The sequence below is a fragment of the Streptomyces antnestii genome (genome assembly GCF_004005495.1).
Classification (GTDB): domain Bacteria; phylum Actinomycetota; class Actinomycetes; order Streptomycetales; family Streptomycetaceae; genus Streptomyces; species Streptomyces antnestii.
In genome coordinates this window covers 335,325-358,992 of the sequence record NZ_RZYA01000005.1, presented here as the reverse complement: position 1 = coordinate 358,992, position 23,668 = coordinate 335,325, and the positions used below count along the sequence as shown (strand labels likewise).

Below are 23,668 nucleotides of genomic sequence, written 5' to 3'. Positions count from 1 at the left end.
AAGTCCGGGCCCCACTTTTTTTACGCCTTGGCGTCTGCTCAGTTCCGTTGTCGCGCGTGTGCCGGTTGTGGTGCGTCCTCGCGCAGTTCCCCGCGCCCCTTACGGGGCGCAGCCCTCAGGAGCGCGGGGTTCAGGGGCGCCGCGCCGACGTCACCCGGTACACGTCGTAGACGCCCTCCACTCCCCTGACCGCCTTCAAGACGTGGCCCAGGTGTTTGGGGTCGCCCATCTCGAAGGTGAAGCGGGAGGTGGCCACCCGGTCGCGGGACGTCTGGACGGCCGCGGACAGGATGTTGACGTGCTGGTCCGACAGGACCCTCGTGACGTCCGAGAGGAGCCGCGAGCGGTCCAGGGCCTCCACCTGTATGGCGACGAGGAAGACCGAGGACTGCGTGGGCGCCCACTCGACCTCGAGGATCCGCTCGGGCTCGCGGGACAGCGACTCCACGTTCACACAGTCGCTGCGGTGCACGGAGACGCCGCTGCCGCGCGTGACGAACCCGATGATGGGGTCGCCGGGCACGGGCGTGCAGCAGCGGGCCAGCTTGACCCAGACGTCCTCGACGCCCTTGACGACGACGCCGGGGTCGGCGTTCGCCCGGCGCTTGGAGCGGCCGCGCGAGGGGGGCGCGCTCTCGGCGATGTCCTCGTTGGCCGCTTCCTCGCCCCCGAGGGCCTGCACGAGCTTCTGGACGACGCTCTGCGCGGTGACGTGGCCTTCGCCGATCGCCGCGTACAGGGACGAGATGTCGGGGTAGCGCATCTCGTGCGCGAGTGTGACGAGGGAGTCGCCCGTCAGGATGCGCTGGATCGGCAGGTTCTGCTTGCGCATGGCGCGCGCGATGGCGTCCTTGCCCTGCTCGATCGCCTCTTCGCGGCGCTCCTTGGAGAACCAGGCGCGGATCTTGTTGCGCGCACGCGGCGACTTGACGAAGCCCAGCCAGTCACGGGACGGGCCCGCGCCTGCGGCCTTGGAGGTGAAGACCTCCACCAGGTCACCGTTGTCCAGGGTCGATTCGAGCGGGACGAGCCGCCCGTTGACCCGCGCTCCTATGGTGCGATGGCCGACCTCGGTATGGACCGCGTACGAGAAGTCGACCGGGGTCGCGCCCGCCGGGAGCGCTATGACGTCGCCCTTCGGCGTGAAGACGAAGACCTCGTTGCGCGAGAGGTCGAAGCGCAGGGACTCCAGGAACTCGCCCGGGTCCTCCGTCTCCTTCTGCCAGTCGAGCAGCTGGCGCAGCCACGCCATGTCGTTGAGGTGGTCGTCCTTGCCGGTGGTCCGCGGCGCGTCCGAGCGCACCTTGGAGGTGCCGGCGACGGCCTCCTGCTTGTACTTCCAGTGCGCGGCGATGCCGTACTCGGCGCGGCGGTGCATGTCGAACGTGCGGATCTGCAGCTCGACGGGCTTGCCGTTGGGGCCGATGACCGTCGTGTGCAGCGACTGGTACATGTTGAACTTGGGCATCGCGATGTAGTCCTTGAACCGGCCGGGGACCGGATTCCATCGCGCGTGCACGGTGCCGAGAGCGGCGTAACAGTCCCTGACCGTGTCCACAAGGACACGGATGCCCACCAGGTCGTAGATCTCCGCGAAGTCACGGCCGCGGACGATCATCTTCTGGTAGACGCTGTAGTAGTGCTTCGGGCGGCCGGTGACGGTCGCCTTGATGCGGGCGGCGCGCAGGTCGCTCTGCACCTCGTCGGTCACTATGGCGAGGTACTCGTCGCGCTTGGGCGCGCGCTCGGCCACCAGACGCACGATCTCGTCGTACATCTTGGGGTAGAGGATCGCGAAGGCGAGGTCCTCCAGCTCCCACTTGATGGTGTTCATGCCCAGGCGGTGCGCCAGCGGAGCGTAGATCTCCAGCGTCTCGCGGGCCTTCTTCTCCTGCTTCTCGCGCTTGAGGTAGCGCATCGTGCGCATGTTGTGCAGGCGGTCGGCGAGCTTGATGACCAGGACGCGGGGGTCCTTGGCCATGGCGACGACCATCTTGCGCACGGTCTCGGCCTGCGCGGCCTCACCGAACTTGACCTTGTCGAGCTTGGTGACGCCGTCGACGAGGAGGGCGACCTGGTCACCGAAGTCGCGCCTGAGGGTGTCGAGGCCGTACTCGGTGTCCTCGACGGTGTCGTGGAGGAGCCCCGCCATGAGCGTCGCCGGGTCCATGCCGAGCTCGGCGAGGATCGTCGTCACGGCGAGCGGGTGCGTGATGTACGGGTCGCCGCTCTTGCGCTTCTGACCGCGGTGCCAGCGCTCGGCGACCTGGTAGGCGCGCTCGACCTGGCGGAGCGTGGACGTCTCGATCTTCGGGTCGTTGCTGCGCACTATCCGCAGCAGCGGTTCGAGGACGGGGTTGTACGGGTTCGAGCGCTGCACGCCGAGACGGGCGAGACGGGCGCGGACGCGGTTCGAGGAACCGGAGCGCGCGGGCTGCCCCGCGGCGGGCCGCACCACGGGCGGCGTCGGAGCCGGGGTGGCCGCCGGCGGTCCCGGTGTCGGGGGCTTGTCGGCGGGGGGCTTGTCGGCGAGGGGCTTGGGGCGCGGCTGTTCGGCCGCCTTGCCTGCCGGGGTGCCGGTGGCGCTCTGCCCGCTCTTCTCAGGCTTCGCGGGCACGACGGCAGCACCCGCCGCTGCCTGCTCCGCCGTGAGGTCGGGCTTGGCGGCTGGGGTTACCCCCAGGCGTTCGGCGCTGGGGGAGAGTGGCTTGGCCTCGTCTGGCAACGGCGCTCCTCGTGCGCGACGGGTCCCCCGTTCAGGTCCCGGGAGCCCATGGTATCGACACTGGGCCCGTCCCTCGCCTCCGGTCCGTGGGACGGCCTTCAACAGGGCAAACACGAAAGGCGGGCGCCGGATTCCTCCGGGCCCGCCTTCATGCCTGTGACCAGGTGTTAGACCGTGAGCAGCGCGTCCAGCGGTACGCCGTCAAGAGCGGGAAGCAGCCGTTCACGGCCGCCCAGGAAACCCAGCTCCATCAGGACGGCGACACCGGCGACCTCGGCGCCCGCGCGCCGGATGAGCCGCAACGACGCCTCGGCCGTGCCACCGGTGGCGAGGACGTCGTCGATCACCATGACGCGGTCACCCGCGACCAGGTCCTCGGCGTGCACCTCGATCTCCGCCGACCCGTACTCCAGGTCGTACGACTGGCTCAGCGTCGCCCCGGGGAGCTTGCCGGCCTTGCGTACGGGGATGAAGCCGAGGCCCGCGCGGACGGCGACGGGGGCGCCCAGGATGAACCCGCGCGCCTCCAGGCCGACGACCTTGGTGGCACCCTGCGCGACGCAGAGCTGCGCGAGCGCGTCCGTGAGGGCCGTGAAGGCCGCCGGGTCCGCCAGGAGCGGGGTGATGTCCTTGAACATCACGCCCGGCTCCGGGTAGTCCGGCACATCGCGGATGCGGCTGAGCAGCAGCGTGCTGACGTCGGTGAGCTCGGTCATCGGCGCTTCCCCGAGGGGCGGCCACGGCCGCGGTTGCGTGACGCGGGCTGGTGGCGCGGACCGACGACCGCCGCGGCGTCGTCCGACGGGTCGCCGTCCTCGTAGTCGTCCCCGGCCGCCGGGGCGGCGTCGGACGGGCCGTCGGCGGCCGCCGACGCGCGCTTGGCGAGTACACGCTTGCGCAGCGCCTTGATCTGCGGGTCGCGCTCCTTGAGGTCGGCGACCAGCGGGGTGGCGATGAAGATCGACGAGTACGCGCCGGCCGCGAGGCCGACGAACAGCGACAGCGAGATGTCGTTGAGCATGCCCGCGCCGAGGAAGCCGCCGCCGATGAACAGCAGGCCCGCCACCGGCAGCAGCGCGACGACCGTGGTGTTGATCGAACGCACCAGAGTGCCGTTGATCGACCGGTTGGCGACCTCGCTGTACGTGAAGCGGGTCTGCTTGGTGATGTCCTTGGTCTGCTCCTTGAGGGAGTCGAACACGACGACCGTGTCGTAGAGCGAGTATCCGAGGATGGTCAGCAGACCGATCACCGTGCCCACGGTGACCTCGAAGCCGACCAGGGCGTAGATCCCGACCGTGATCGTGATGTCGTGGATCAGCGCGACCAGGGCCGCGATCGCCATCCGCCACTCGAAGGCGATGGCCAGATAGATCACCACGAGGATCATGAACACGATCAGGCCGGTCCATGCCTTCTTGGCGATCGTCTGACCCCAGCTGGGTCCGACGAGATCGGCGTTGATCTTCGCCTCGGGGACGCTCAGGTCCTTGGCGAGGTCGGCCTTGATCTGGTCGGACTTGGCGGTGTCCACGCCGGAGATCTGGATGCGCAGGCCGCCCGTGCCGAGCTTCTGGACGATCACGGCGTGCCCGGAGGCCGCTTGCGCGGACCGCTCCGCCGTACCCGCGGAGACGCTGGTCTTCGGGGTGGTGAAGACCGCGCCGCCCTCGAACTCGATGCCCATGTTCAGACCACGCACCGCCAGGCCGACGATGGCCGTGATGGTGATCAGGATCGAGATGCCGTACCAGATCTTGCGCTTGCCGATGAAGTCGTAGCCGACTTCACCGCGGATGAGCCGGGCGCCGAGATGGCCGAGCTTCGACATCTCACGCCTCCTTCGGGTCGACAGGGCCAACGGCGGGGCCGGTGGCACGGCGGGTGCGGCGCAGTGGCGGCTTGGCGCCGAGGCGCTTCGGGTCGAGCCCGGACCACGGGTGTCCGTTCGCGAAGAACTTCTTGCGGGCCAGGATCGTCATCAGGGGCTTGGTGAACAGGAAGACGACGACCACGTCGAGCACGGTGGTGAGGCCGAGCGTGAACGCGAAGCCCTGGACCTTGCCGACGGTGACGATGAACAGCACGGCCGCGGCGAGGAACGACACGAAGTCGGAGACCAGGATCGTGCGCCGGGCGCGCGGCCAGGCGCGCTCGACGGAGGGCCGCAGGGAGCGGCCCTCGCGGATCTCGTCCCTGATCCGTTCGAAGAACACGATGAACGAGTCCGCCGTGATACCGATCGCCACGATCGCACCGCAGACCGCCGGCAGGTTCAGCGCGAAGCCGATGGCCGGGCCGAGGAGCGTCATGATCACGTAGGTCAGGATCGCGGAGACGAGCAGCGAGGCGAGCGCGATCAGCGACAGGCCGCGGTAGTAGACCACCAGGTAGATGACGACCAGCAGGAGGCCGATGGCACCGGCGATCAGACCGGCGTGCAGCTGCTCGCCACCGAGGGCCGCGGTGACGGTCGTGACGCTCTGCTCCTGGAAGGAGAGCGGGAGAGCGCCGTACGACAGCACGTTGGCCAGGTCCTGGGCGGACTGCTGATTGAAGCTGCCGGAGATCTCCGCGCTGCCGCTCAGGGTCGAGCTGACGCTCGGGGCCGAGACCACGTCACCGTCGAGGACGATGGCGAACTGGTTCATCGGGGGCTGCTGCTGCGAGAGCTTGCTGGTGATCTTCGAGAACTTCTTCGAGCCGCTGCCCGTGAAGTCCATGTTGACGACCCAGGCACCGGTCTGCTGGTTGATCGTGGCCTGCGCCTTGTCGACGTCCTTGCCGTTCACCTCGGCCGGGCCGAGGACGTACTTCTCCCACTGACCGGCGGAGTTCTTGCCGCACGCCACGGCGTTGTCCTGGGGCCGGACGCCCGCGGTGACCGTGGTGCGGGCCGCCTTGTCGGTGCAGTCGAGCTCCGTGAACTTCTTCTGCAGTGCGGCGGTGGCCGCGTCCGGGGTGGGGCTGGCGGCGGGGGTGGGCTTGCCGCTCGCGGAGGCAGTGGCGCTCGGCGTCGGGCTGGGGCCGGCCTTCAGGGCGTCGGTGACCGCACGGCCCTGGGAGGTGGCGGACGAGGTGGGCGTGGGCGTCGGGGTGGCGGACGCCTTGCCCTTGCCGCCGTCGGTGGCCTTGTCCGTGGCGTTGCCGGTCGCCTTGTCCTTGCCGGTGCCGCTCGACGAGCTGGCGGAGGGCTTGGGCGTGGGCTGGCCGGCGGCCACGGTGATCACGGGGCGGAAGTAGAGCTGGGCGGTCGTGCCGACCTGCTGGCGCGCCTGCGCCTCGTTCGTCCCCTTGGGGATGTTGACGATGATGTTGTCGGAGCCCTGGGTCTGGACCTCGGACTCGGTGACACCCAGTCCGTTGACGCGGCGCTCGATGATGCTCACGGCCGTGTTCATGTTGGTCTGGTTGACCGCGTTCTTCTGACCCGGCTCGCTCTTCGCCTTGAGCGTGATGCTCGTACCACCGGCGAGGTCGATGCCCAGGCGCGGCGTCTTGTGGCCGGACAGGAACATCCCGCCGGTCAGTGCCACCATCGCGATCAGGATGAAGGCCAGGACACGTCCCGGCCTCGACTGGGCGCCGTGACTTCGGCCCTTCTTGGGTGCTGCCACCTTCTCGTTCTCCCTCTCCATCCGTCCGCAGCGGGGTACGTGCCCGGACGGCCATGAAATGGTGTCGAGAATCCGTGCGGAAATCACACGTCCAGGGCCGCGGCGCGCGAGCGGGCGCGCCCGGTCCTGGGGGCGTGACTACTTCGCGTCGGACTCGCCGTCGGTCTTCTTCGGCTCGGCGCCGTCGGCCTCGGGGGCTGCGTCAGTGGTGGCAGCCTCGTCCTTCTTGCCGAGGTCGATGCGCGAGTCGTCGGACTCGTCGGCGGTCTCTTCGGTCTCGGTGAGGGAGGAAGCGTCGTCCGGCACGATGGCGCCGTCGACAGCGTCGTCGTCACTCTCGGTGCCGTGGACGATGCGGTTGTACTCGTCGTCGGCGAGGACGGCGCCGATCGCGTTCTTCGCGTAGACGGCGTGGACGCCGGGGGCCACCTCCAGGAGGACCATCTCGTCGTGGACCTCCTTGACGGTGGCGTACATGCCCCCGATCGTGCGGACGCCGGAACCGGGCTGCATCTGGTCCCGCATCTGGCCTGCCGCCTGCTGCTTCTTCTTGGCGGAGCGGGTCATCAGGAACATGGCCCCGATGAGCACGATGAACGGGAGGAGGGTCACGATATTCACGGGACGGAAATTTCCTTCGCACGACCGCGCACGTAAGCGGCCTGTTGGATGGGGGTGGGCACGCCGTCCACAAGGGCGGCATCGGCGGAGTCTAGGCGAGTCCGCACGCAAGGAACAACGCTCAGCATGGCACCGGGGTTCCTGACCTCGCGACTACCCTGCGCGATCACGCCCCGAAGAGGTCCTGTTGTCCGCTTGTTCCCCTTGTCTGCTGGGGCGGGGTGAGGCCGAGGTGCGCCCAGGCCGCGGGCGTGGCGACCCGGCCGCGCGGCGTACGGGCCAGTAGCCCCTCCCTTACGAGGAAGGGTTCGGCCACTTCTTCGACCGTCTCGCGCTCCTCCCCCACGGCGACCGCGAGGGTCGACAGGCCCACCGGTCCGCCGCCGAAGAGCTTGAGCAGCGCTTCGAGGACGGCGCGGTCGAGCCGGTCGAGCCCGCGCCCGTCGACCTCGTAGACGGCGAGGGCGGCGCCGGCGATGTCTCGGTTGATGTGCCCGTCCGCCTTGACCTGCGCGTAGTCACGGACGCGGCGCAGGAGCCGGTTGGCGATACGGGGCGTGCCGCGGGAGCGGCCGGCGATCTCGGCGGCGCCGTGCGGGTCGATCTCCACGTCGAGGAGGTTCGCGGAGCGGTGGATGACACGCTCCAGCTCGGCCGGCTCATAGAACTCCATGTGCGCGGTGAAGCCGAAGCGGTCGCGCAGGGGCGGCGGCAGCAGGCCCGCGCGCGTGGTGGCGCCGACGAGGGTGAAGGGAGGCAGCTCCAGGGGGATGGCGGTGGCGCCCGGGCCCTTGCCGACGATCACGTCGACCCGGTAGTCCTCCATCGCCATGTAGAGCATCTCCTCGGCGGGGCGGGACATGCGGTGGATCTCGTCGAGGAACAGCACCTCTCCCTCCTGGAGGGAGGAGAGGATCGCGGCCAGGTCGCCCGCGTGCTGGATGGCCGGGCCGCTGGTGATGCGGATGGGGGCGCCCATCTCGGCCGCGATGATCATCGAGAGGGTGGTCTTGCCGAGACCGGGCGCTCCGGAGAGCAGGACGTGGTCGGCGGTGGCGCCTCGCGCGCGTGCCGCCCGCAGGACCAGGTCGAGCTGTTCGCGCACCTTCTCCTGGCCGATGAACTCGCCCAGGTCCTTGGGGCGCAGCGCGGCCTCGACGGCCTGGTCGTCGCGGTCGGCGGCGGAGCCCACAAGGCGTTCTCCGGGGGGTCCGACGAGCCGTTCCGCGTCGGGTGTCGCGTCGGTCGTGTCGTCCCAGTTCATGAGGTGTGCCTCGCGGTGTCTACGTGGATCAACGGGTGCGGTTCAGCGTCTGGAGCGCGGCCTTGAGGAGCTTGCCGACCTGGGGCGTGCCGTCCTCCGCCGCGGCCTGCGGGGCGACCGCCTCGATGGCCTCGTCGGCCTCGCGGGTGGCGTACCCGAGCCCGATGAGCGCGGCGTGCAGCTGGTCGCGCCAGCCGCTGGTGACAGGGGCGCCGACGCCCGTGCCGGTGCCGAGGGGCGCGCCGAGCCGGTCCTTGAGTTCGAGGAGCAGCTTCTGGGCGCCCTTCTTGCCGATGCCGGGCACGGCGGTGAGCGACTTCTCGTCACCGGAGGCGACCGCGCGGCGCAGCGCGTCGGGGCTGTGCACGGCGAGCATGGCCTGGGCGAGCCGGGGTCCGACGCCGCTGGCGGTCTGGAGCAGCTCGAAGGTCTGGCGCTCGTCGTCGTCCGCGAAGCCGTAGAGCGTGAGGGAGTCCTCGCGGACGACGAGGGAGGTGGCCAGCTTGGTCTGCTGGCCGAGGCGGAGTCCGGAGAGGGTGTTCGGCGTGCACTGGACGGCCATGCCGATGCCGCCGACCTCGACCACCGCGGTGTCGGGAGCGAGGGCGGCCACGGGGCCGCTGACGAAGGCGATCATGCGGTACGGCCTTTCGGTGCTGTGGCTGGTTTCGACGCGTGCAGGGCCGCGGCCTGCTGGAGGCGGTTCTGCGCGACGGCCTGCTGGAGTCTGTTCTGCGCGGGGGCGCGCCAGATGTGGCAGATGGCGAGGGCGAGGGCGTCGGCCGCGTCGGCGGGCTTGGGGGGTGCGTCCAGTCGCAGGAGGCGGGTCACCATGGCGCCGACCTGCGCCTTGTCGGCGCGTCCGCTGCCGGTGACGGCGGCCTTGACCTCGCTGGGTGTGTGCAGGGCGACGGGGATGCCGCGGCGGCTGGCGCAGAGCATGGCGACCGCGCTGGCCTGGGCCGTGCCCATCACCGTCCGCACGTTGTGCTGGCTGAACACCCGCTCCACGGCGACGAATTCGGGCCGGTACTCGTCGAGCCACTGCTCGATGCCCTGCTCGATGGCGACGAGCCGATGCCCGAGCTCGGCGTCGGCCGGGGTCCGTACGACGCCGACGCCGCGCATCGTCAGGGGCCGCCCCGCGACTCCTTCGACCACGCCGACGCCGCACCGGGTCAACCCCGGGTCCACACCGAGTACGCGCACCCCGCCCCCTTCTCCGCAAGCCTGTTCGCGCAGGCTATCGGGTGCCACTGACAAAGCGACGGGCCGACGGGGTGTGTCCCGTCGGCCCGTCCGCTGCCTGCGTGTCAGGCGTCGACCTTCTCCATGACCTCGTCGCTCACGTCGAAGTTGGCGAAGACGTTCTGCACGTCGTCGCTGTCCTCGAGCGCGTCGATGAGCTTGAAGATCTTCCGGGCGCCCTCCTCGTCGAGCTCGACCTGCATGGTCGGGACGAAGTTGGCGTCGGCCGAGTCGTAGTCGATGCCGGCCTCCTGGAGCGCGGTGCGCACCGCGACCAGGTCGGTGGCCTCGCTGAGCACCTCGAAGGACTCACCGAGGTCGTTGACCTCTTCGGCACCGGCGTCGAGCACGGCACCGAGGACGTCGTCCTCGGACAGCTCACCCTTGGGGACGATCACGACGCCCTTGCGGTTGAACAGGTACGAGACGGAACCGGGGTCGGCCATGTTGCCGCCGTTGCGGGTCATGGCGACACGCACGTCGGACGCGGCACGGTTGCGGTTGTCGGTGAGGCACTCGATGAGCACCGCGACGCCGTTCGGACCGTAGCCCTCGTACATGATCGTCTCGTAGTCGGCGCCACCGGCCTCGAGGCCGGCGCCGCGCTTGACCGCCGAGTCGATGTTCTTGTTGGGGACCGAGCTCTTCTTCGCCTTCTGGATGGCGTCGAAGAGGGTCGGGTTACCCGAGATGTCGGCACCGCCGGTGCGGGCCGCGACCTCGATGTTCTTGATCATCTTCGCGAAGAGCTTGCCGCGCTTGGCGTCGATCACGGCCTTCTTGTGCTTCGTCGTAGCCCATTTAGAGTGGCCGGACATCTGCCTGTCTCCTTCGCGTAACCAACCCAGTACAAACTCCCCCTGGCGTCACGGCCGGGGGACCCCACGAGATCCTACAAGGACCCGGCCGCCTGCCGCGCCCGCACCATCTCGACGAACAGCGCGTGCATCCGGTGGTCGCCGGTCAGTTCGGGGTGGAAGGAGGTGGCCAGCGCGTTGTCCTGCCGTACGGCGACGATGTGGCCGTCGTACTCCGCGAGCACCTCGGCGCGGGCGCCCACCGACTCGACCCACGGCGCGCGGATGAAGACACCCTCCACGGGGTCGCCCTCCACGCCGCGCACGTCGACCGCCGCCTCGAAGGACTCGTTCTGACGTCCGAAGGCGTTACGGCGCACGATCATGTCGATCCCGCCGACCGTCTCCTGGCCCGAGCGCGGGTCGAGGATCTTGTCGGCGAGCAGGATCATGCCCGCGCAGGTGCCGTACACCGGCAGTCCGTCACGCACGCGTGCGCGCAGGGGCTCCATGAGCCCGAACAGGACGGCCAGTTTGGAGATGGTGGTCGACTCCCCGCCGGGCAGGACGATGCCGTCCACCTCGGCGAGTTCCTCGGGCCGCCGCACGGCCCTGGCCACGGCGTCCGCCGTGGCCAGGGCGACGAGGTGCTCCCGTACGTCGCCCTGGAGCGCGAGGACGCCCACTACGGGAGAGGTCATTACCAGCCCCGGTTCGCGTAGCGCTCGGTCTCGGGGAGGGTGTCGCAGTTGATGCCGACCATGGCCTCGCCCAGGTTGCGGGACGCGTCCGCGATGATCTTCGGGTCGTCGTAGAAGGTGGTGGCCTTCACGATGGCGGCGGCGCGCTTGGCCGGGTCGCCGGACTTGAAGATGCCGGAGCCGACGAAGACACCCTCGGCGCCGAGCTGGCGCATCAGGGCGGCGTCGGCGGGCGTGGCGACGCCACCGGCGGAGAACAGCACGACCGGCAGCTTGCCGAGCTCGGAGACCTCCTTGACGAGCTCGTAGGGGGCGCGGAGCTCCTTGGCGGCGGCGTACAGCTCGTTGTTGTCGAAGCCGCGCAGCTTGGCGATCTCGTTCTTGATCTGGCGCAGGTGGCGGACGGCCTCGACGACGTTGCCCGTGCCGGCCTCGCCCTTCGAGCGGATCATGGCCGCACCCTCGGCGATGCGGCGCAGGGCCTCGCCCAGGTTGGTGGCGCCACACACGAACGGGGTCGTGAAGGCGAACTTGTCGCTGTGGTTGACCTCGTCGGCCGGGGTCAGCACCTCGGACTCGTCGATGTAGTCGACGCCGAGCGACTGCAGGACCTGGGCCTCCACGAAGTGGCCGATCCGGGACTTGGCCATGACCGGGATGGAGACGGCCTCGATGATCTCCTCGATCATGTTCGGGTCCGACATCCGGGCCACGCCGCCGTCCTTACGGATGTCGGCGGGCACCCGCTCCAGCGCCATGACGGCCACCGCGCCGGCGTCCTCCGCGATCTTCGCCTGCTCGGCGTTGACCACGTCCATGATCACGCCGCCCTTGAGCTGCTCGGCCATGCCTCGCTTCACGCGCGCGGTGCCGGTGGTTTCGACGAACTGGGGGGTGCTGGACACGGATGACCTCACTCGATGGAAAGGGGGGTTGCTACTCCCCAGATGAAACTTCCGGGGACCAGTCCACATCAAGGGCCAATGTGCGACCGGTGGCTCATTCTTCGCGAACGCCCCCGGCCCCGCCGTCACCCTGCTACGTGGTCGGCCGGTCGGCGAGCGCCACGGGCGGCTCGTCGTCCATCTCGAAGGCCAGCGGGAACGGCGCGTGGCCCGCGAGGCGGAACCAGCGCACCTTGCGGTGCCGCCTGAGGGCCCGTGCGGCCCGTACGGCGTCGTTGTGGAAGCGCCGGGCCATCGGCACCCTGCGGACGGCCTGGGCGAGCTCCTCGACCGCGTCGGGGCCGCCCGGGGCGGCGCGCACCGCCTCCATCTGCCCGGCCTCTCCCAGGACGGCCCGCAGCGCCTGGCTCAGCTCGCTCTCGGCGACCTCACGGTGGTCCTCCTCGGCCTGCCGTGCCGCGTGCGCGGCCTCGTACAGGACGATCGAGGCGGCGGGATCGAGCACTCCGGAGGTGGCCAACTCCTGTGCCACCGAGGCGCGGCGCAGCAGTTGGGCGTCCAGGGCGGCGCGGGCCGCGTCGATCCGGGCGTGCAGCCGGTCGAGGCGGCCGGCGGTCCAGCTCAGGTAGAGGCCGACCGCGAAGAGGAAGACCGCGATCCAGATCAAAGTGGAGGTCACGGGCCCAAAGGCTACAGCCGCGCGTTTCGGTGGCGGTCAGCCGCGTACGGGAGGGTGGCGGCCAGCCACGCACGGCACGGTGACCGTCAGCCGCGCATTGCACGCTGGCGGTCACCTGCGTACGGGACGGTGGCGGTCAGCCGCGTACGGCACGCTGACGGTCAGCCGCGCACGGGACGGTGGCCGTCACCCGCGCACGGCACGGTGACCGTCAGCCGCGTACGAGACGGTGGCCGTCACCCACGCACGGGACAGTGACCGTCAGACGCGTACGAGACGGTGGCCGTCACCCGCGCACGGCACGGTGACCGTCAGCCGCGTACGAGACGGTGGCCGTCACCCACGCACGGGACAGTGGCGGTCAGCCGCGTACGGGTGGTGGCCAGCCGAGTGCGGCACGGTAGCCGTCACCTGTTGTACGGCACGCTGGCCGTCAGCCGCGTACAGCACGGTGACGGTCAGTCGCGTACGGCACGGTAGCCGTCAGCCGCGTACAGCACGGTGACGGTCAGTCGCAGACCGCACGCTGGCCGTCCCTGCGTACGGCACGGTGGCGCTCACCTGCGTACAGGACGAGCGGCGAGCCGTCTCGCGTGCTCGCGCCGCCCCGCCCGTGCGTCGGGTCAGTCGCGGGCGAGTCCGAACCGGGCCCGCAGGCCGCTGCGTTCGTCGGTCGCGACGGCGGCGGCGCCCGTGGTCACCGTCTCGTACACCGACAGGATGTCCGCGCCCACCGTCGACCAGTCGAAGCGCCGCACGTGCTTGCTCCCGCGCTCGCGCAGCTCCGCGCGCCGGTCCGCGTCGCCGAGGAGCCGGATCGCCGACTCGGCCAGGGCGTCCGCGTCCTCGTTGGCGAACAGCTCGCCCGCGCCGCCCTGGTCGAGGACCTGGGCGAAGGCGTCGAGGTCGGAGGCCAGGACGGGCGCGCCCGCCGACATGGCCTCGACGAGGATGATGCCGAAGCTCTCGCCGCCGGTGTTCGGCGCCACGTACAGGTCGACGCTGCGCAGGAAGCGGGCCTTGTTCTCGTCGCTGACCATGCCGAGGAACTCGACCCGGTCGCGCATCTCGGCGGGCAGGCTCTCCACGGCCTCCTCCTCGTCGCCGCGCCCGGCCACGAGGAGCCGGGTCCCGGGCCGCTCGGCGAGGATCCTCGGCAGGGCCTTCATCAGGACGGGCAGACCCTTGCGGGGCTCGTCGATCCGCCCGATGAAACCGACGGTGTCTCCCTGCCACGCGGCCTTGGGCTCGGCGCGGGCGAAGAAGTCCACGTCGACGCCGTTCGGGATGACGACGGCGTCACCGCCCAGGTGCTCCACGAGCGTGCGCCGCGCGTACTCGCTGACCGCGATCCGCGCGCTGATCTTCTCCAGGGCGGGCTGGAGGATCGGGTACGCGGCGATCATGGCGCGGGAGCGCGGGTTGGACGTGTGGAAGGTGGCGACGATCGGCCCCTGCGCGGCCCAGCAGGCGAGCAGCCCGAGCGACGGCGAGGCCGGCTCGTGGATGTGGATCACGTCGAACGTGCCGTCGTGCAGCCAGCGCCGCACGCGCGCGGCGCTCAGGAAGCCGAAGTTGAGCCGGGCGACCGAGCCGTTGTACGGCACGGGGACCGCGCGGCCCGCCGAGACGACGTACGGCGGAAGGGGGGTCTCGTCGTCGGCGGGCGCGAGGACGGACACCTCGTGTCCGAGGGCGATGAGGTGCTCCGCGAGGTCGCGGATGTGGAACTGGACGCCGCCCGGCACGTCCCAGGAGTAGGGGCAGACGATGCCGATCTTCACGGTCGTCGCTCCTCCAGGTCCGCGAGCCACAAGCGCTGCAGCATGTGCCAGTCCTCCGGGTGGTCGGCGATCCCTGCGGCGAAGGCGTCGGCCAGCGCCTGTGCCATGACAGACGTCTTCTCGGCGCGGGTACCTGTCCCGGGCACCTCGACGGGCGGGTGAATGCGTCCGCGCATGACGGGCGAGTCGTCGTACCAGAGGGTGACGGGGAGGAGCAGGGCGCCGGTCTGCTGGGCGAGGATCGCCGGGCCCGCGGGCATGCGGGCGGTGTCGCCGAAGAACTTCACCTCGACGCCGGACTCGGACAGATCGCGGTCGGCGACGAGGCAGACCAGGCCGCCGGCGCGCAGCCGGCGTGCGAGCGTGCCGAAGGCGGATCCGCCCTCGTGCGGCAGGACCTCCATGCCGAGGCTCTCGCGGTAGGCCACGAAACGGTCGTACAGAGTCTCGGGCTTGAGCCGCTCGGCGACCGTCGTGAAGGGGGTCTCCAGTTTGGTGGTGACCCAGGCGCCCGCGAGGTCCCAGTTGGCGAGGTGGGGCAGGGCGAGGATGACGCCCTTGCCGGCGGCGAGACCGTCGGTGAGGTGGTGCACGTCGTCGACGTCGAAGCCGTTCCTGACGCGCTCCGGGCTCCAGGACGGCAGCCGGAACGACTCCATCCAGTACCGCAGGTAGGAGCGCATGCCCGCCCTGGAGAGCTGCTTCAGTCGCTCCGGGGACGCGTCGGGCACCACGCGCGCGAGGTTGGACTCCAGGCGCAGGACGCTCTTGCCGCGCTTCTTCCACGCGATGTCCGCGATGGTGCGGCCCAGGCGGGTCGCGACGGGTTCGGGGAGCTTCTTGACCGTGCTCCAGCCCGCTCCGTAGAGCGCGTCGGTCAGTCGCTCACGGGCGTCGCTCACGAGGCGGTCCCGCTCTCCTGGGACGGCGACGTGGGAGCCGCCGCGTCGGCCTCGGCCGACTCCCTGCGGACGGTCACCATCCGCTGGATCAGCGTCACGAGGCTGCCCACCGCGACAGCCCACAGGGCGATCGGCAGCAGGACCTGGATGCCGGGCACGCCGAACGCGTGCAGCCCCGCGAGGCCGGCGGCGACCAGGGTGATCACGAGCCGCTCGGCGCGCTCCACCAGGCCGTTGACCGCCACGGGCAGGCCGATGGCCTCGCCGCGGGCCTTGGTGTACGACACGACCTGGCCGCTCCCGAGACAGAAGATGGAGACGGCGCACAGCATGTTGTCGTCGCCGGAGCCCGCGTACCAGAGGGCGAGGCCACCGAAGATCGCGCCGTCGGCGACGCGGTCGAGGGTGGAGTCGAGGAAGGCGCCCCAGCGGCTCGTGCGGCCGAGCTGGCGTGCCATGTTGCCGTCCACGAGGTCCGAGAAGACGAACAGCGTGATGACGATCGTGCCCCAGAAGAACTCCCCGCGGGGGAAGAAGACCAGCGCGCCCGCCACGACCCCGGCCGTGCCGAGGAGCGTGACCGCGTCGGGGCTGACCCCGCGGCGGATGAGAAACGCGGCGAACGGCGTGAGGACACGCGTGAAGAATGCACGCGCGTACTTGTTCAGCATGGCCTTCCCGAGGGTCGGATGGCCGCGCGGCCCTTCTGGCCACCGGCTGGCCCATCGTAGTCACGCGCACGCGTGGACGACGGCGGGGCACCCGCGCGCCCCGGGGGATCGCGTACGACGTATGGACGCACCGTGACCGGAGTGGAAAGCTCGAAGACACCGCGGGCGTCGTCGGAGCCGCCACCGCGGGTCCCGCGTGTCCGCGCCCGAAGGGACCCCCCTCTTCAGCAGGGGTGCCACCTCACCGTGCAAGCAACCCGGGAGGCAAGGCATGGGCGACAAGGCGAACACACACCCCGGAGCCGCCGGCAGGGCTACGGCGGCCGACCACCCCGCGTCCGTGAGGAATGTGGTGCTGGTCGGCCACAGCGGATCGGGCAAGACGACACTGGTGGAGGCTCTCGCGCTGACCGCGGGGGCGGTGAACAGGGCGGGCCGGGTGGAGGACGGCACCGCCGTTTCCGACTTCGACGAGATCGAGCACCGGCAGCAGCGTTCGGTGCAGCTCTCCCTCGTCCCCGTCGAGTGGGGCGGGTGCAAGATCAATCTGCTGGACACCCCGGGATACGCGGACTTCGTCGGGGAACTGAGGGCCGGTCTGCGGGCGGCGGACGCGGCCCTCTTCGTCGTCTCGGCGTCGGACGGCCCCGAGACCATGGCCGGCGCGACCCGCATGGTGTGGGAGGAGTGCGCGGCGGTCGGCATGCCGCGGGCCATCGTGGTCACGCATCTGGAGGCGGCCCGCTCCGACTTCGAGCAGATGACACGTACGTGCGAGAAGTTCTTCGGCGGCGACGATCCGGACGCCGTCATCCCGCTCTATCTGCCGCTGCACGGCGAACCGGGGCCCGACGGGCACGCGCCCGTGACCGGGCTCCTCGGTCTCCTGTCGCAGCGCGTGTTCGACTACGCGTCGGGCGAGCGCAAGGAGTCCGAACCGGATCCCGGCGGCCAGCTGCCGCTCATCGAGGAGGCGCGCAACCGTCTGATCGAGGGGATCATCGCCGAGAGCGAGGACGAGACCCTCATGGACCGCTATGTCGCGGGTGAGGAGCTCGACCACAAGTCGCTGGTGCAGGACCTGGAACGGGCCGTCGCGCGCGGCGTGTTCCATCCGGTGCTCGCCGCGGCCCCCGCGGCGCCGGGCGCCCGGCAGGGCATCGGCACGGTGGAACTGCTGGAACTCATCACCGGCGGGTTCCCCACTCCGCTGGAACGCGCGGCCCCCGTGGTCACGACGCCGTCGGGCGACCCGCGGACGGTGAACGCCTGCGATCCGGACGGCCCCCTGGTCGCCGAGGTCGTCAAGACGGCGTCCGACCCGTACGTGGGGCGCGTCTCGCTGGTACGGGTGTTCTCCGGAACCCTTCGCGCCGACGACACGGTGCACGTCTCCGGACACGGCCTCGCCGACCGCGGGCACGAGGACCACGACGTCGACGAGCGCATCGGCGCCCTGTCGATGCCCTTCGGGAAGCAGCAGCGGCCGCTCAGCCACTGCATCGCCGGCGATCTGGCGTGCGTCGCCAAGCTGGGCAGGGCGGAGACCGGCGACACCCTCTCCGCCAAGGACGACCCGCTCCTCATGGAGCCGTGGGACATGCCGGACCCCCTGCTCCCGATGGCGATCCGGGCGCACAGCAAACCCGACGAGGACAGGCTCTCGCAGGGCCTGTCACGTCTGGTCGCCGAGGACCCGACGATGCGGCTCGAACAGAACCAGGACACCCACCAGGTGGTCCTGTGGTGCCTCGGCGAGGCACACGCCGACGTCGCCCTGGAGCGGCTGCGGGGCCGGTACGGCGTCCAGGTCGACGTCGTGCCGCACAAGGTCTCGCTCCGGGAGACGTTCGCCGACCGGTCGGCGGGCCGCGGGCGCCATGTGAAGCAGTCCGGCGGGCACGGACAGTTCGCGATCTGCGAGATCGAGGTGGAACCGCTGCCCGGCGGCTCCGGCATCGAGTTCGTGGACAAGGTCGTCGGCGGCGCGGTGCCGCGGCAGTTCATCCCGTCCGTGGAGAAGGGCGTACGGGCGCAGGCCGCGAAGGGCGTGGCGGCCGGCTACCCCCTCATCGACGTCCGGATCACCCTGCTCGACGGCAAGGCGCACTCGGTGGACTCCTCCGACGCGGCGTTCCAGACAGCGGGCGCGCTGGCGCTGCGGGAGGCGGCGGGGGACGCGCGGATCCATCTCCTGGAGCCGGTCGCCGAGGTGTCGGTCCTCGTCTCGGACGACTACGTCGGCGCGGTCATGAGCGATCTGTCGGGGCGGCGGGGCCGCGTGCTCGGCACGGAACAGGCACCGGGGGCCCGCACGCTCGTACGGGCGGAGGTTCCGGAGATCGAGATCGGCCGGTACGCGGTGGACCTGCGGTCGCTGTCGCACGGCACGGGTCGGTTCAGCCGCGCGTACGCACGGCACGAGCCGATGCCTCCGCAGCTGAGCGAAAGGATCCGCGAACAGGCGCAGGACGTCTCCTAGTTGGCGGCCGGCCGAAGCCGCCCGCCCGGTCCCCTCCCGGGCGGGCGGCTTCGGCCGTCCCCTGACGGATGTCGGTGCGCCCGGATACGCTGATGACCTGATCAAGCCGATGACCTGATCAACAGGTGTGCGGAGCAAGGAAGTCGGGAAAACCGCAGGGGCGAAGGCGCGCGGTGATGGGGGCGGCAGTGGCGGACGACGTATTCGACTTCAGGCCCGGGGCTCAGGTGCCGTTGCACGGCTCCGCGGGCCAGACCGCGGCCACGTACGCCCTCGCTTCGGCGGCGTACCGGGACGCGAAGGTGGACGACCTCCTCGGAGCCAACAGCGAGTGGCACAAGTCCGAGGTGAAGAAGGGCATCTGGTCGCTAGCCGCGCCGAATCTGGGCGAGGCGTTCTCGCGGGCCGTCCAGGGCCGGCTGCTCGGCGGGGCCCGTAAGCCGCTCATCCAGTCCTTCGGCACCGAGCCGCAAGTCGTCGTCGAGCACTGCCTCGCGGCGAACCGGATCCGCAGACAGCGGGACAGCTGGCTGACGGCCGTGATGGCGCTGTGCGGCCTCGCCTTCCTGCCCGGCCTGATCGCGTGGCTGCTCGTCTTCCAGGTCCGCCGCGCGATCAGCAAGCACGCGAACAAGCGCACGGCGGCCCTGTTCACGACGCTCATGGTGGCGGTCGCCGCCGTCGCCGTGATCCTCCTGGTCAAGCTGCCGCTCTCCGGCTTCTGGGCCTGGTATCTGCGGGCCGCTGTCGTCGCGCCCGTGGTCGGCTGGCTGTGGGCCCGGCAGATCTGCGAGCGCACGGCGCAGGACATGCGGGACCGCTGGGACAGCCTCCTCTCCGGCGGCGGCGTCGGCGCCAAGATCCCGGAGGCGGTGCCCGGCAGCCCGGGCGAGACGGCCGCGGAGCAGCTCCGCCAGAGCCTGGCCAAGCTGACCGCGGAGCAGCAGTCGAACGCGGTCTTCTACGCGGGCCCGAAGGGCATCCTCGGCATGGGCACGCGCTGGGGCAGCTGGCAGCTCGCCGAGGAGCTGGTGCCCCGCGAGGCGGGCGCGGAGATCCACCCGTTCCGCAGCTGGGACGTCATACGGGCGATCCACGACCAGCTGCGGCTCCTGGAGCGGGGCCCGCTGCACACGGGCGGCTTCCCGACGCCGTCGATCAAGCACTGGATCGTCTCGCCGATCGGGGAGAACGCGAACAAGGTGGCCCGCCCCACGGGCACGGACGTCGAGGCCTTCCAGGTCAAGAACCACGAGATACAGCGCATCTGCAACGAGCAGCAGTTCGGCAGCGGCGACCGTCACTATCTGGGCGTGCAGTTCACGCTCTGGGACGGCCAGTTGGTCATCACGATGCTGATCACGGTGACGGTGCTGCACGAGACGCTGCGCATCGAGATCACGGGGCACGCGCTCGGTCCGGTGCACTCCCTGTTCACGACGAAGCCCGAGCCGAAGACGAAGGAAGTCGCCAAGCCGATCAAGTTCTGGGAGACCGTCGAGCGGAAGCTCCCGCTCATAGAGCCCGACGAGGTGGTCCGGCTCGCGGTGCGCGCCCCCTTCACCTGGTACCCGCCGCTCCTGGACCACATAGGCGGCAAGCTCGTCCTCCCCGAGCCCTTCGGCCTGCGGCACGCCTGGGCGGACAAGCCGTGGCGGCACCGCTTCATGGCGGACGACGCGCTGCGCACGGCCACCCCGGTCCTGCGCGTGGTGCACGCGGCGGCGATCAAGGTCCTGGAGGAGAACGGCGTGAACACCGAGCAGTTCGGTACGCGCTCGGGGGTGCTCAGCGGCCTGGTCCAGGCCCCGACGCCCACGAAGGCGGACGTGTACGACGCGTAGGCGCAGGCCGCCCGTACGGACACGACACGGCCGGCCCGGAGGAATGTCCGGGCCGGCGCGTGCATCTCAAGATCAGATCGGCCTCAGGCTGAAGATCGGCCTCAGTCCTCGTCCGGCCAGGCCTTGGCCAGCGCGGTCCTGGTGTCCCCGAGCAGCTGCGGCAGCACCTTGGTGTGCCCCACGACGGGCATGAAGTTGGTGTCGCCGCCCCAGCGCGGAACGATGTGCTGGTGCAGGTGCGCGGCGATGCCGGCCCCGGCCGCCGCGCCCTGGTTGATCCCGATGTTGAAGCCGTGCGCGCCGGACGCGGTGCGCAGGGCGGCCATCGCCCGCTTGGTGAAGAGCGCGAGCTCGGCCGTCTCGGCGTCGTCCAGCTCCGTGTAGTCGGCGACGTGCCGGTAGGGCAGCACCATCAAGTGGCCGCCGTTGTACGGGTAGAGGTTGAGGATCGCGTACACGCTGGTGCCGCGCGCCACGATCAGTGCTTCCTCGTCGGTCATGGCGGGAGCGTTGCAGAAGGGACAGCCGTCGGCCCCCGGTCCGGTCGGCTTGTTCTCCCCCTGGATGTAGGCCATCCGGTGCGGCGTCCAAAGGCGCCCGAAACCGTCCGGCTCACCCACCGGCCCCGTGTGCTGCTCCGGCTCACTCGTCATGTGGTGCAGCATATGGCTTCGCCCGTTCGGACCGTGTCGGCGGGGCGGGTACCCGTTCCCGCCCGCGATCCTTGACCGATGGACGACAGCAGGCGGACGCAGTGGGAGCACCGGATGGAGGCCCCGCTGTCGGTGGCGGCCCTGCTGTTCCTCGCGTCGTACGCGATCAGGGTCCTGGGCCACGACCTCCCCGGACCCGTGCTCGATCTGTGTCTGGCGATGACGTTCGCGTCGTGGGCCGTCTTCGCCCTGGACTTCGCCGTCCGGTGGCGCCTCAGCGGCCGGGGGCTCTCGTTCGTGCGGCACCACTGGCTGGACGCGGTGATCATGGTGCTGCCGCTGCTGCGCCCGCTGCAGATCGTGCGGACGTACGACGCCGTGCGGCGCCGCCACGAGCAGCCGCGGCTCAGTCTGCACGCGCGCGTGGTCGCCTACGCGGGCATGTCCGCCTCGCTCCTCGGATTCGCCGCGGCGCTTGCCGTGTACCAGGCGGAGCGCGGGGCGCCGGGCGCCACGATCCGCACGTTCGGGGACTCGGTGTGGTGGGCCTGCTCGACGCTGGCGACCGTCGGCTATGGCGACGCGGTCCCGGTGACCCCGCTCGGGCGTCTGGTCGCGGTGGCGCTGATGGGCGGCGGCCTGGCGCTGCTCGGGGCGGTCACGGGCTCGTTCTCGTCCTGGATGCTCCAGGTGTTCTCCCGCGAGGGCGACGAAAAGCCCCCGGGGAATTCCCCGGGGGCCTCTCGGAAAGACAACGGCTGAGCGTCAGACCTGCACGCGCTCCTCGACGACCTTGGCGATCTTCTCGATCGCCTCGTCGACGGGGATGCCGTTCTCCTGCGTGCCGTCGCGGTAGCGGAAGGAGACGGCGCCGGCGGCCATGTCCTCGTCACCCGCGATGATCATGAACGGCACCTTCTGCTTCTGAGCGTTCCTGATCTTCTTCTGCATACGGTCCGACGACGAGTCCACGTCGACGCGCAGACCCTTCTTCTTCGCCTCGGCCGCGAACTCCTGGAGGTACGGGATGTGCGCGTCGCCGATCGGGATGCCGACGGCCTGCACCGGGGCGAGCCACGCCGGGAAGGCGCCCGCGTAGTGCTCGAGGAGCACGGCGAAGAAGCGCTCGATGGAGCCGAACAGGGCGCGGTGGATCATGACCGGGCGCTGCTTGGTGCCGTCGGGGCCCGTGTACTCCAGGTTGAAGCGCTCCGGCAGGTTGAAGTCGAGCTGCACGGTCGACATCTGCCAGGTGCGGCCGATGGCGTCCTTCGCCTGGACGGAGATCTTCGGGCCGTAGAAGGCGGCGCCGCCCGGGTCGGGGACGAGAGGCAGGCCCTGCTTCTCGGCGACCTGGCGCAGCGTCTCGGTGGCCTCTTCCCAGATCTCGTCGGAGCCGACGAACTTCTCCGGGTCCTTGGTGGAGAGCTCCAGGTAGAAGTCGGTCAGGCCGTAGTCGCGCAGCAGTCCGAGGACGAAGGTGAGCGTCTTGTCGAGCTCCTCCGCCATCTGCTCCTTGGTGCAGTAGATGTGCGCGTCGTCCTGCGTGAAGCCACGGGCGCGGGTCAGGCCGTGCACGACGCCCGACTTCTCGTACCGGTACACGGTGCCGAACTCGAAGAGGCGCAGCGGCAGTTCACGGTAGGACCGGCCGCGCGCGTCGAAGATCAGGTTGTGCATCGGGCAGTTCATGGGCTTGAGGTAGTAGTCCACGCCCTCGTCGAGCTGCATGGGCGGGTACATGCCGTCGGCGTACCAGTCCAGGTGGCCCGAGGTCTCGAAGAGCTTCCCCTTCGTCGCGTGCGGGGTGTAGACGAACTCGTAGCCCTCCTCCTCGTGCCGGCGGCGCGAGTAGTCCTCCATGACCCGGCGGACGATGCCGCCCTTGGGGTGGAAGACGGCGAGGCCTGAACCGATCTGGTCCGGGATGGAGAACAGGTCCAGCTCGTTGCCCAGCTTGCGGTGGTCGCGCTTCTCGGCCTCGGCGAGGAACTCCAGGTGCGCCTTCAGCTCGTCCTTCGACGGCCAGGCGGTGCCGTAGATGCGCTGGAGCATCGGGTTCTTCTCGCTGCCCCGCCAGTACGCGGCAGCGTTCCGCATCAGCTTGAACGCGGGGATGTTGCGCGTGGTCGGCAGGTGGGGACCGCGGCAGAGGTCCTTCCAGCACAGGTCGCCGGTCTTGGCGTCGAGGTTGTCGTAGATGGTCAGCTCGCCGCCGCCCACCTCGACGTTCGCACCGTCGTCCGTGGACGCGGCGCCCTTGATGCCGATGAGCTCCAGCTTGTACGGCTCGTCGGCGAGCTCCTCGCGGGCGGCCTCGTCGGTGACGACGCGGCGCGAGAAGCGCTGCCCGCGCTTCTGGATCTCCTGCATCTTCTTCTCGATGGCCTTGAGATCCTCGGGCGTGAAGGGCTTCTCCACGTCGAAGTCGTAGTAGAAGCCGTCCTTGACCGGCGGGCCGATGCCCAGCTTGGCCTCGGGGAACAGCTCCTGCACGGCCTGTGCCATGACGTGCGCGGTCGAGTGGCGCAGGATGTTGAGGCCGTCCTCGGAGGAGATCTCGACGGCCTCGACCTCCTCGCCGTCCTTCACCTCGTACGCGAGGTCCTTCAGCTCACCGGCCACACGGGCGGCGACGATGGTGCGCTCGCCGGCGAAGAGCTCGGCGGCCGTAGTGCCCGTCGTCACCACGCGCTCTTCCCGCTCGGAATCGCGTTGGATGATCACACGGACGTCTGACACCGGACTTCTCCTACCTGAGGGGGTGTGTTCCAT

Annotated in this window: 20 protein-coding genes; 3 read left to right on the top strand and 17 right to left on the bottom strand. The window is 70.3% G+C overall.

The annotated features are described in order from the left end of the window. Positions 1 to 130: 130 nt before the first annotated feature. The 15 genes from EOT10_RS14140 to pgsA form a co-directional block, all read right to left on the bottom strand. On the bottom strand, positions 131 to 2,725 hold the full coding sequence (locus EOT10_RS14140; protein ID WP_127828514.1) for a RelA/SpoT family protein: 2,595 nt from the start codon (positions 2,723 to 2,725) through the stop codon (positions 131 to 133). A 167-nt stretch (positions 2,726 to 2,892) separates the two neighbouring features. Continuing rightward, positions 2,893 to 3,441 (bottom strand): adenine phosphoribosyltransferase, encoded by a 549-nt coding sequence (locus EOT10_RS14135; protein ID WP_127828513.1) that lies wholly within the window; start codon positions 3,439 to 3,441, stop codon positions 2,893 to 2,895. Next, positions 3,438 to 4,556: a protein translocase subunit SecF gene (gene secF, locus EOT10_RS14130; RefSeq protein ID WP_127828512.1), complete on the bottom strand. Its 1,119-nt coding sequence runs from the start codon at positions 4,554 to 4,556 to the stop codon at positions 3,438 to 3,440. The genes EOT10_RS14135 and secF overlap by 4 nt, the downstream gene beginning before the upstream one ends. 1 nt (position 4,557) lies before the next feature. Next, positions 4,558 to 6,342: a protein translocase subunit SecD gene (gene secD, locus EOT10_RS14125; protein WP_127828511.1), complete on the bottom strand. Its 1,785-nt coding sequence runs from the start codon at positions 6,340 to 6,342 to the stop codon at positions 4,558 to 4,560. A gap of 138 nt (positions 6,343 to 6,480) precedes the next feature. Next, a complete protein-coding gene (yajC, locus tag EOT10_RS14120; RefSeq protein WP_127828510.1) occupies positions 6,481 to 6,963 on the bottom strand; it encodes a preprotein translocase subunit YajC in 483 nt (160 codons plus the stop codon). Between the two features lie 166 nt (positions 6,964 to 7,129). Further along, the gene (ruvB, locus tag EOT10_RS14115; RefSeq protein WP_127828509.1) at positions 7,130 to 8,227 is read right to left on the bottom strand and encodes a Holliday junction branch migration DNA helicase RuvB; all 1,098 of its coding nucleotides are present in this window, start codon (positions 8,225 to 8,227) and stop codon (positions 7,130 to 7,132) included. A 28-nt stretch (positions 8,228 to 8,255) separates the two neighbouring features. Continuing rightward, the gene (gene ruvA, locus EOT10_RS14110; protein ID WP_127828508.1) at positions 8,256 to 8,864 is read right to left on the bottom strand and encodes a Holliday junction branch migration protein RuvA; all 609 of its coding nucleotides are present in this window, start codon (positions 8,862 to 8,864) and stop codon (positions 8,256 to 8,258) included. Further along, positions 8,861 to 9,436: a crossover junction endodeoxyribonuclease RuvC gene (gene ruvC, locus EOT10_RS14105; RefSeq protein WP_127828507.1), complete on the bottom strand. Its 576-nt coding sequence runs from the start codon at positions 9,434 to 9,436 to the stop codon at positions 8,861 to 8,863. Before ruvC ends, ruvA begins: the two co-directional genes overlap by 4 nt. A 104-nt stretch (positions 9,437 to 9,540) precedes the next feature. Beyond that, positions 9,541 to 10,293 carry a YebC/PmpR family DNA-binding transcriptional regulator gene (locus EOT10_RS14100; protein WP_127828506.1) on the bottom strand — a complete coding sequence of 251 codons (753 nt, stop codon included), beginning with the start codon at positions 10,291 to 10,293 and terminating at the stop codon, positions 9,541 to 9,543. A gap of 74 nt (positions 10,294 to 10,367) precedes the next feature. Next, positions 10,368 to 10,973 carry a pyridoxal 5'-phosphate synthase glutaminase subunit PdxT gene (gene pdxT / locus EOT10_RS14095; protein ID WP_127828505.1) on the bottom strand — a complete coding sequence of 202 codons (606 nt, stop codon included), beginning with the start codon at positions 10,971 to 10,973 and terminating at the stop codon, positions 10,368 to 10,370. Beyond that, complete coding sequence (gene pdxS, locus EOT10_RS14090; RefSeq protein WP_100597001.1) at positions 10,973 to 11,878, bottom strand: pyridoxal 5'-phosphate synthase lyase subunit PdxS; 906 nt, start codon at positions 11,876 to 11,878, stop codon at positions 10,973 to 10,975. Before pdxS ends, pdxT begins: the two co-directional genes overlap by 1 nt. A gap of 133 nt (positions 11,879 to 12,011) precedes the next feature. Beyond that, positions 12,012 to 12,557, bottom strand: coding sequence for a LemA family protein (locus EOT10_RS14085; RefSeq protein ID WP_127828503.1), 546 nt, complete (start codon positions 12,555 to 12,557; stop codon positions 12,012 to 12,014). 623 nt (positions 12,558 to 13,180) lie between these two features. Beyond that, on the bottom strand, positions 13,181 to 14,341 hold the full coding sequence (locus EOT10_RS14080; RefSeq protein ID WP_127828502.1) for a glycosyltransferase family 4 protein: 1,161 nt from the start codon (positions 14,339 to 14,341) through the stop codon (positions 13,181 to 13,183). Then, positions 14,338 to 15,243 carry a phosphatidylinositol mannoside acyltransferase gene (locus EOT10_RS14075; protein ID WP_127828501.1) on the bottom strand — a complete coding sequence of 302 codons (906 nt, stop codon included), beginning with the start codon at positions 15,241 to 15,243 and terminating at the stop codon, positions 14,338 to 14,340. Before EOT10_RS14075 ends, EOT10_RS14080 begins: the two co-directional genes overlap by 4 nt. Next, positions 15,240 to 15,914: a phosphatidylinositol phosphate synthase gene (gene pgsA / locus EOT10_RS14070; protein ID WP_127828500.1), complete on the bottom strand. Its 675-nt coding sequence runs from the start codon at positions 15,912 to 15,914 to the stop codon at positions 15,240 to 15,242. The genes EOT10_RS14075 and pgsA overlap by 4 nt, the downstream gene beginning before the upstream one ends. A 271-nt stretch (positions 15,915 to 16,185) precedes the next feature. On the opposite strand from pgsA, the gene EOT10_RS14065 reads away from it, so the two are divergent. Both EOT10_RS14065 and EOT10_RS14060 read left to right on the top strand, forming a co-directional pair. Then, positions 16,186 to 18,396 carry an elongation factor G-like protein EF-G2 gene (locus EOT10_RS14065; RefSeq protein ID WP_127828499.1) on the top strand — a complete coding sequence of 737 codons (2,211 nt, stop codon included), beginning with the start codon at positions 16,186 to 16,188 and terminating at the stop codon, positions 18,394 to 18,396. A gap of 176 nt (positions 18,397 to 18,572) precedes the next feature. Continuing rightward, complete coding sequence (locus tag EOT10_RS14060) at positions 18,573 to 20,240, top strand: hypothetical protein (RefSeq protein WP_127828498.1); 1,668 nt, start codon at positions 18,573 to 18,575, stop codon at positions 20,238 to 20,240. 101 nt (positions 20,241 to 20,341) lie between these two features. On the opposite strand, the gene EOT10_RS14055 is transcribed toward EOT10_RS14060, so the two are convergent. Beyond that, positions 20,342 to 20,905, bottom strand: coding sequence for an HIT family protein (locus EOT10_RS14055; protein ID WP_127828497.1), 564 nt, complete (start codon positions 20,903 to 20,905; stop codon positions 20,342 to 20,344). 66 nt (positions 20,906 to 20,971) lie between these two features. Here EOT10_RS14055 and EOT10_RS14050 point away from each other — a divergent pair, with 66 nt between their 5' ends. After that, entirely contained in the window at positions 20,972 to 21,655 is a 684-nt protein-coding gene (locus tag EOT10_RS14050; RefSeq protein ID WP_127828496.1) for a potassium channel family protein, read from the top strand. A 3-nt stretch (positions 21,656 to 21,658) separates the two neighbouring features. Here the strand turns inward: EOT10_RS14050 and thrS are convergent, their stop codons facing one another. Then, positions 21,659 to 23,635, bottom strand: coding sequence for a threonine--tRNA ligase (gene thrS / locus EOT10_RS14045; protein WP_127828495.1), 1,977 nt, complete (start codon positions 23,633 to 23,635; stop codon positions 21,659 to 21,661). Positions 23,636 to 23,668 lie beyond the last annotated feature (33 nt).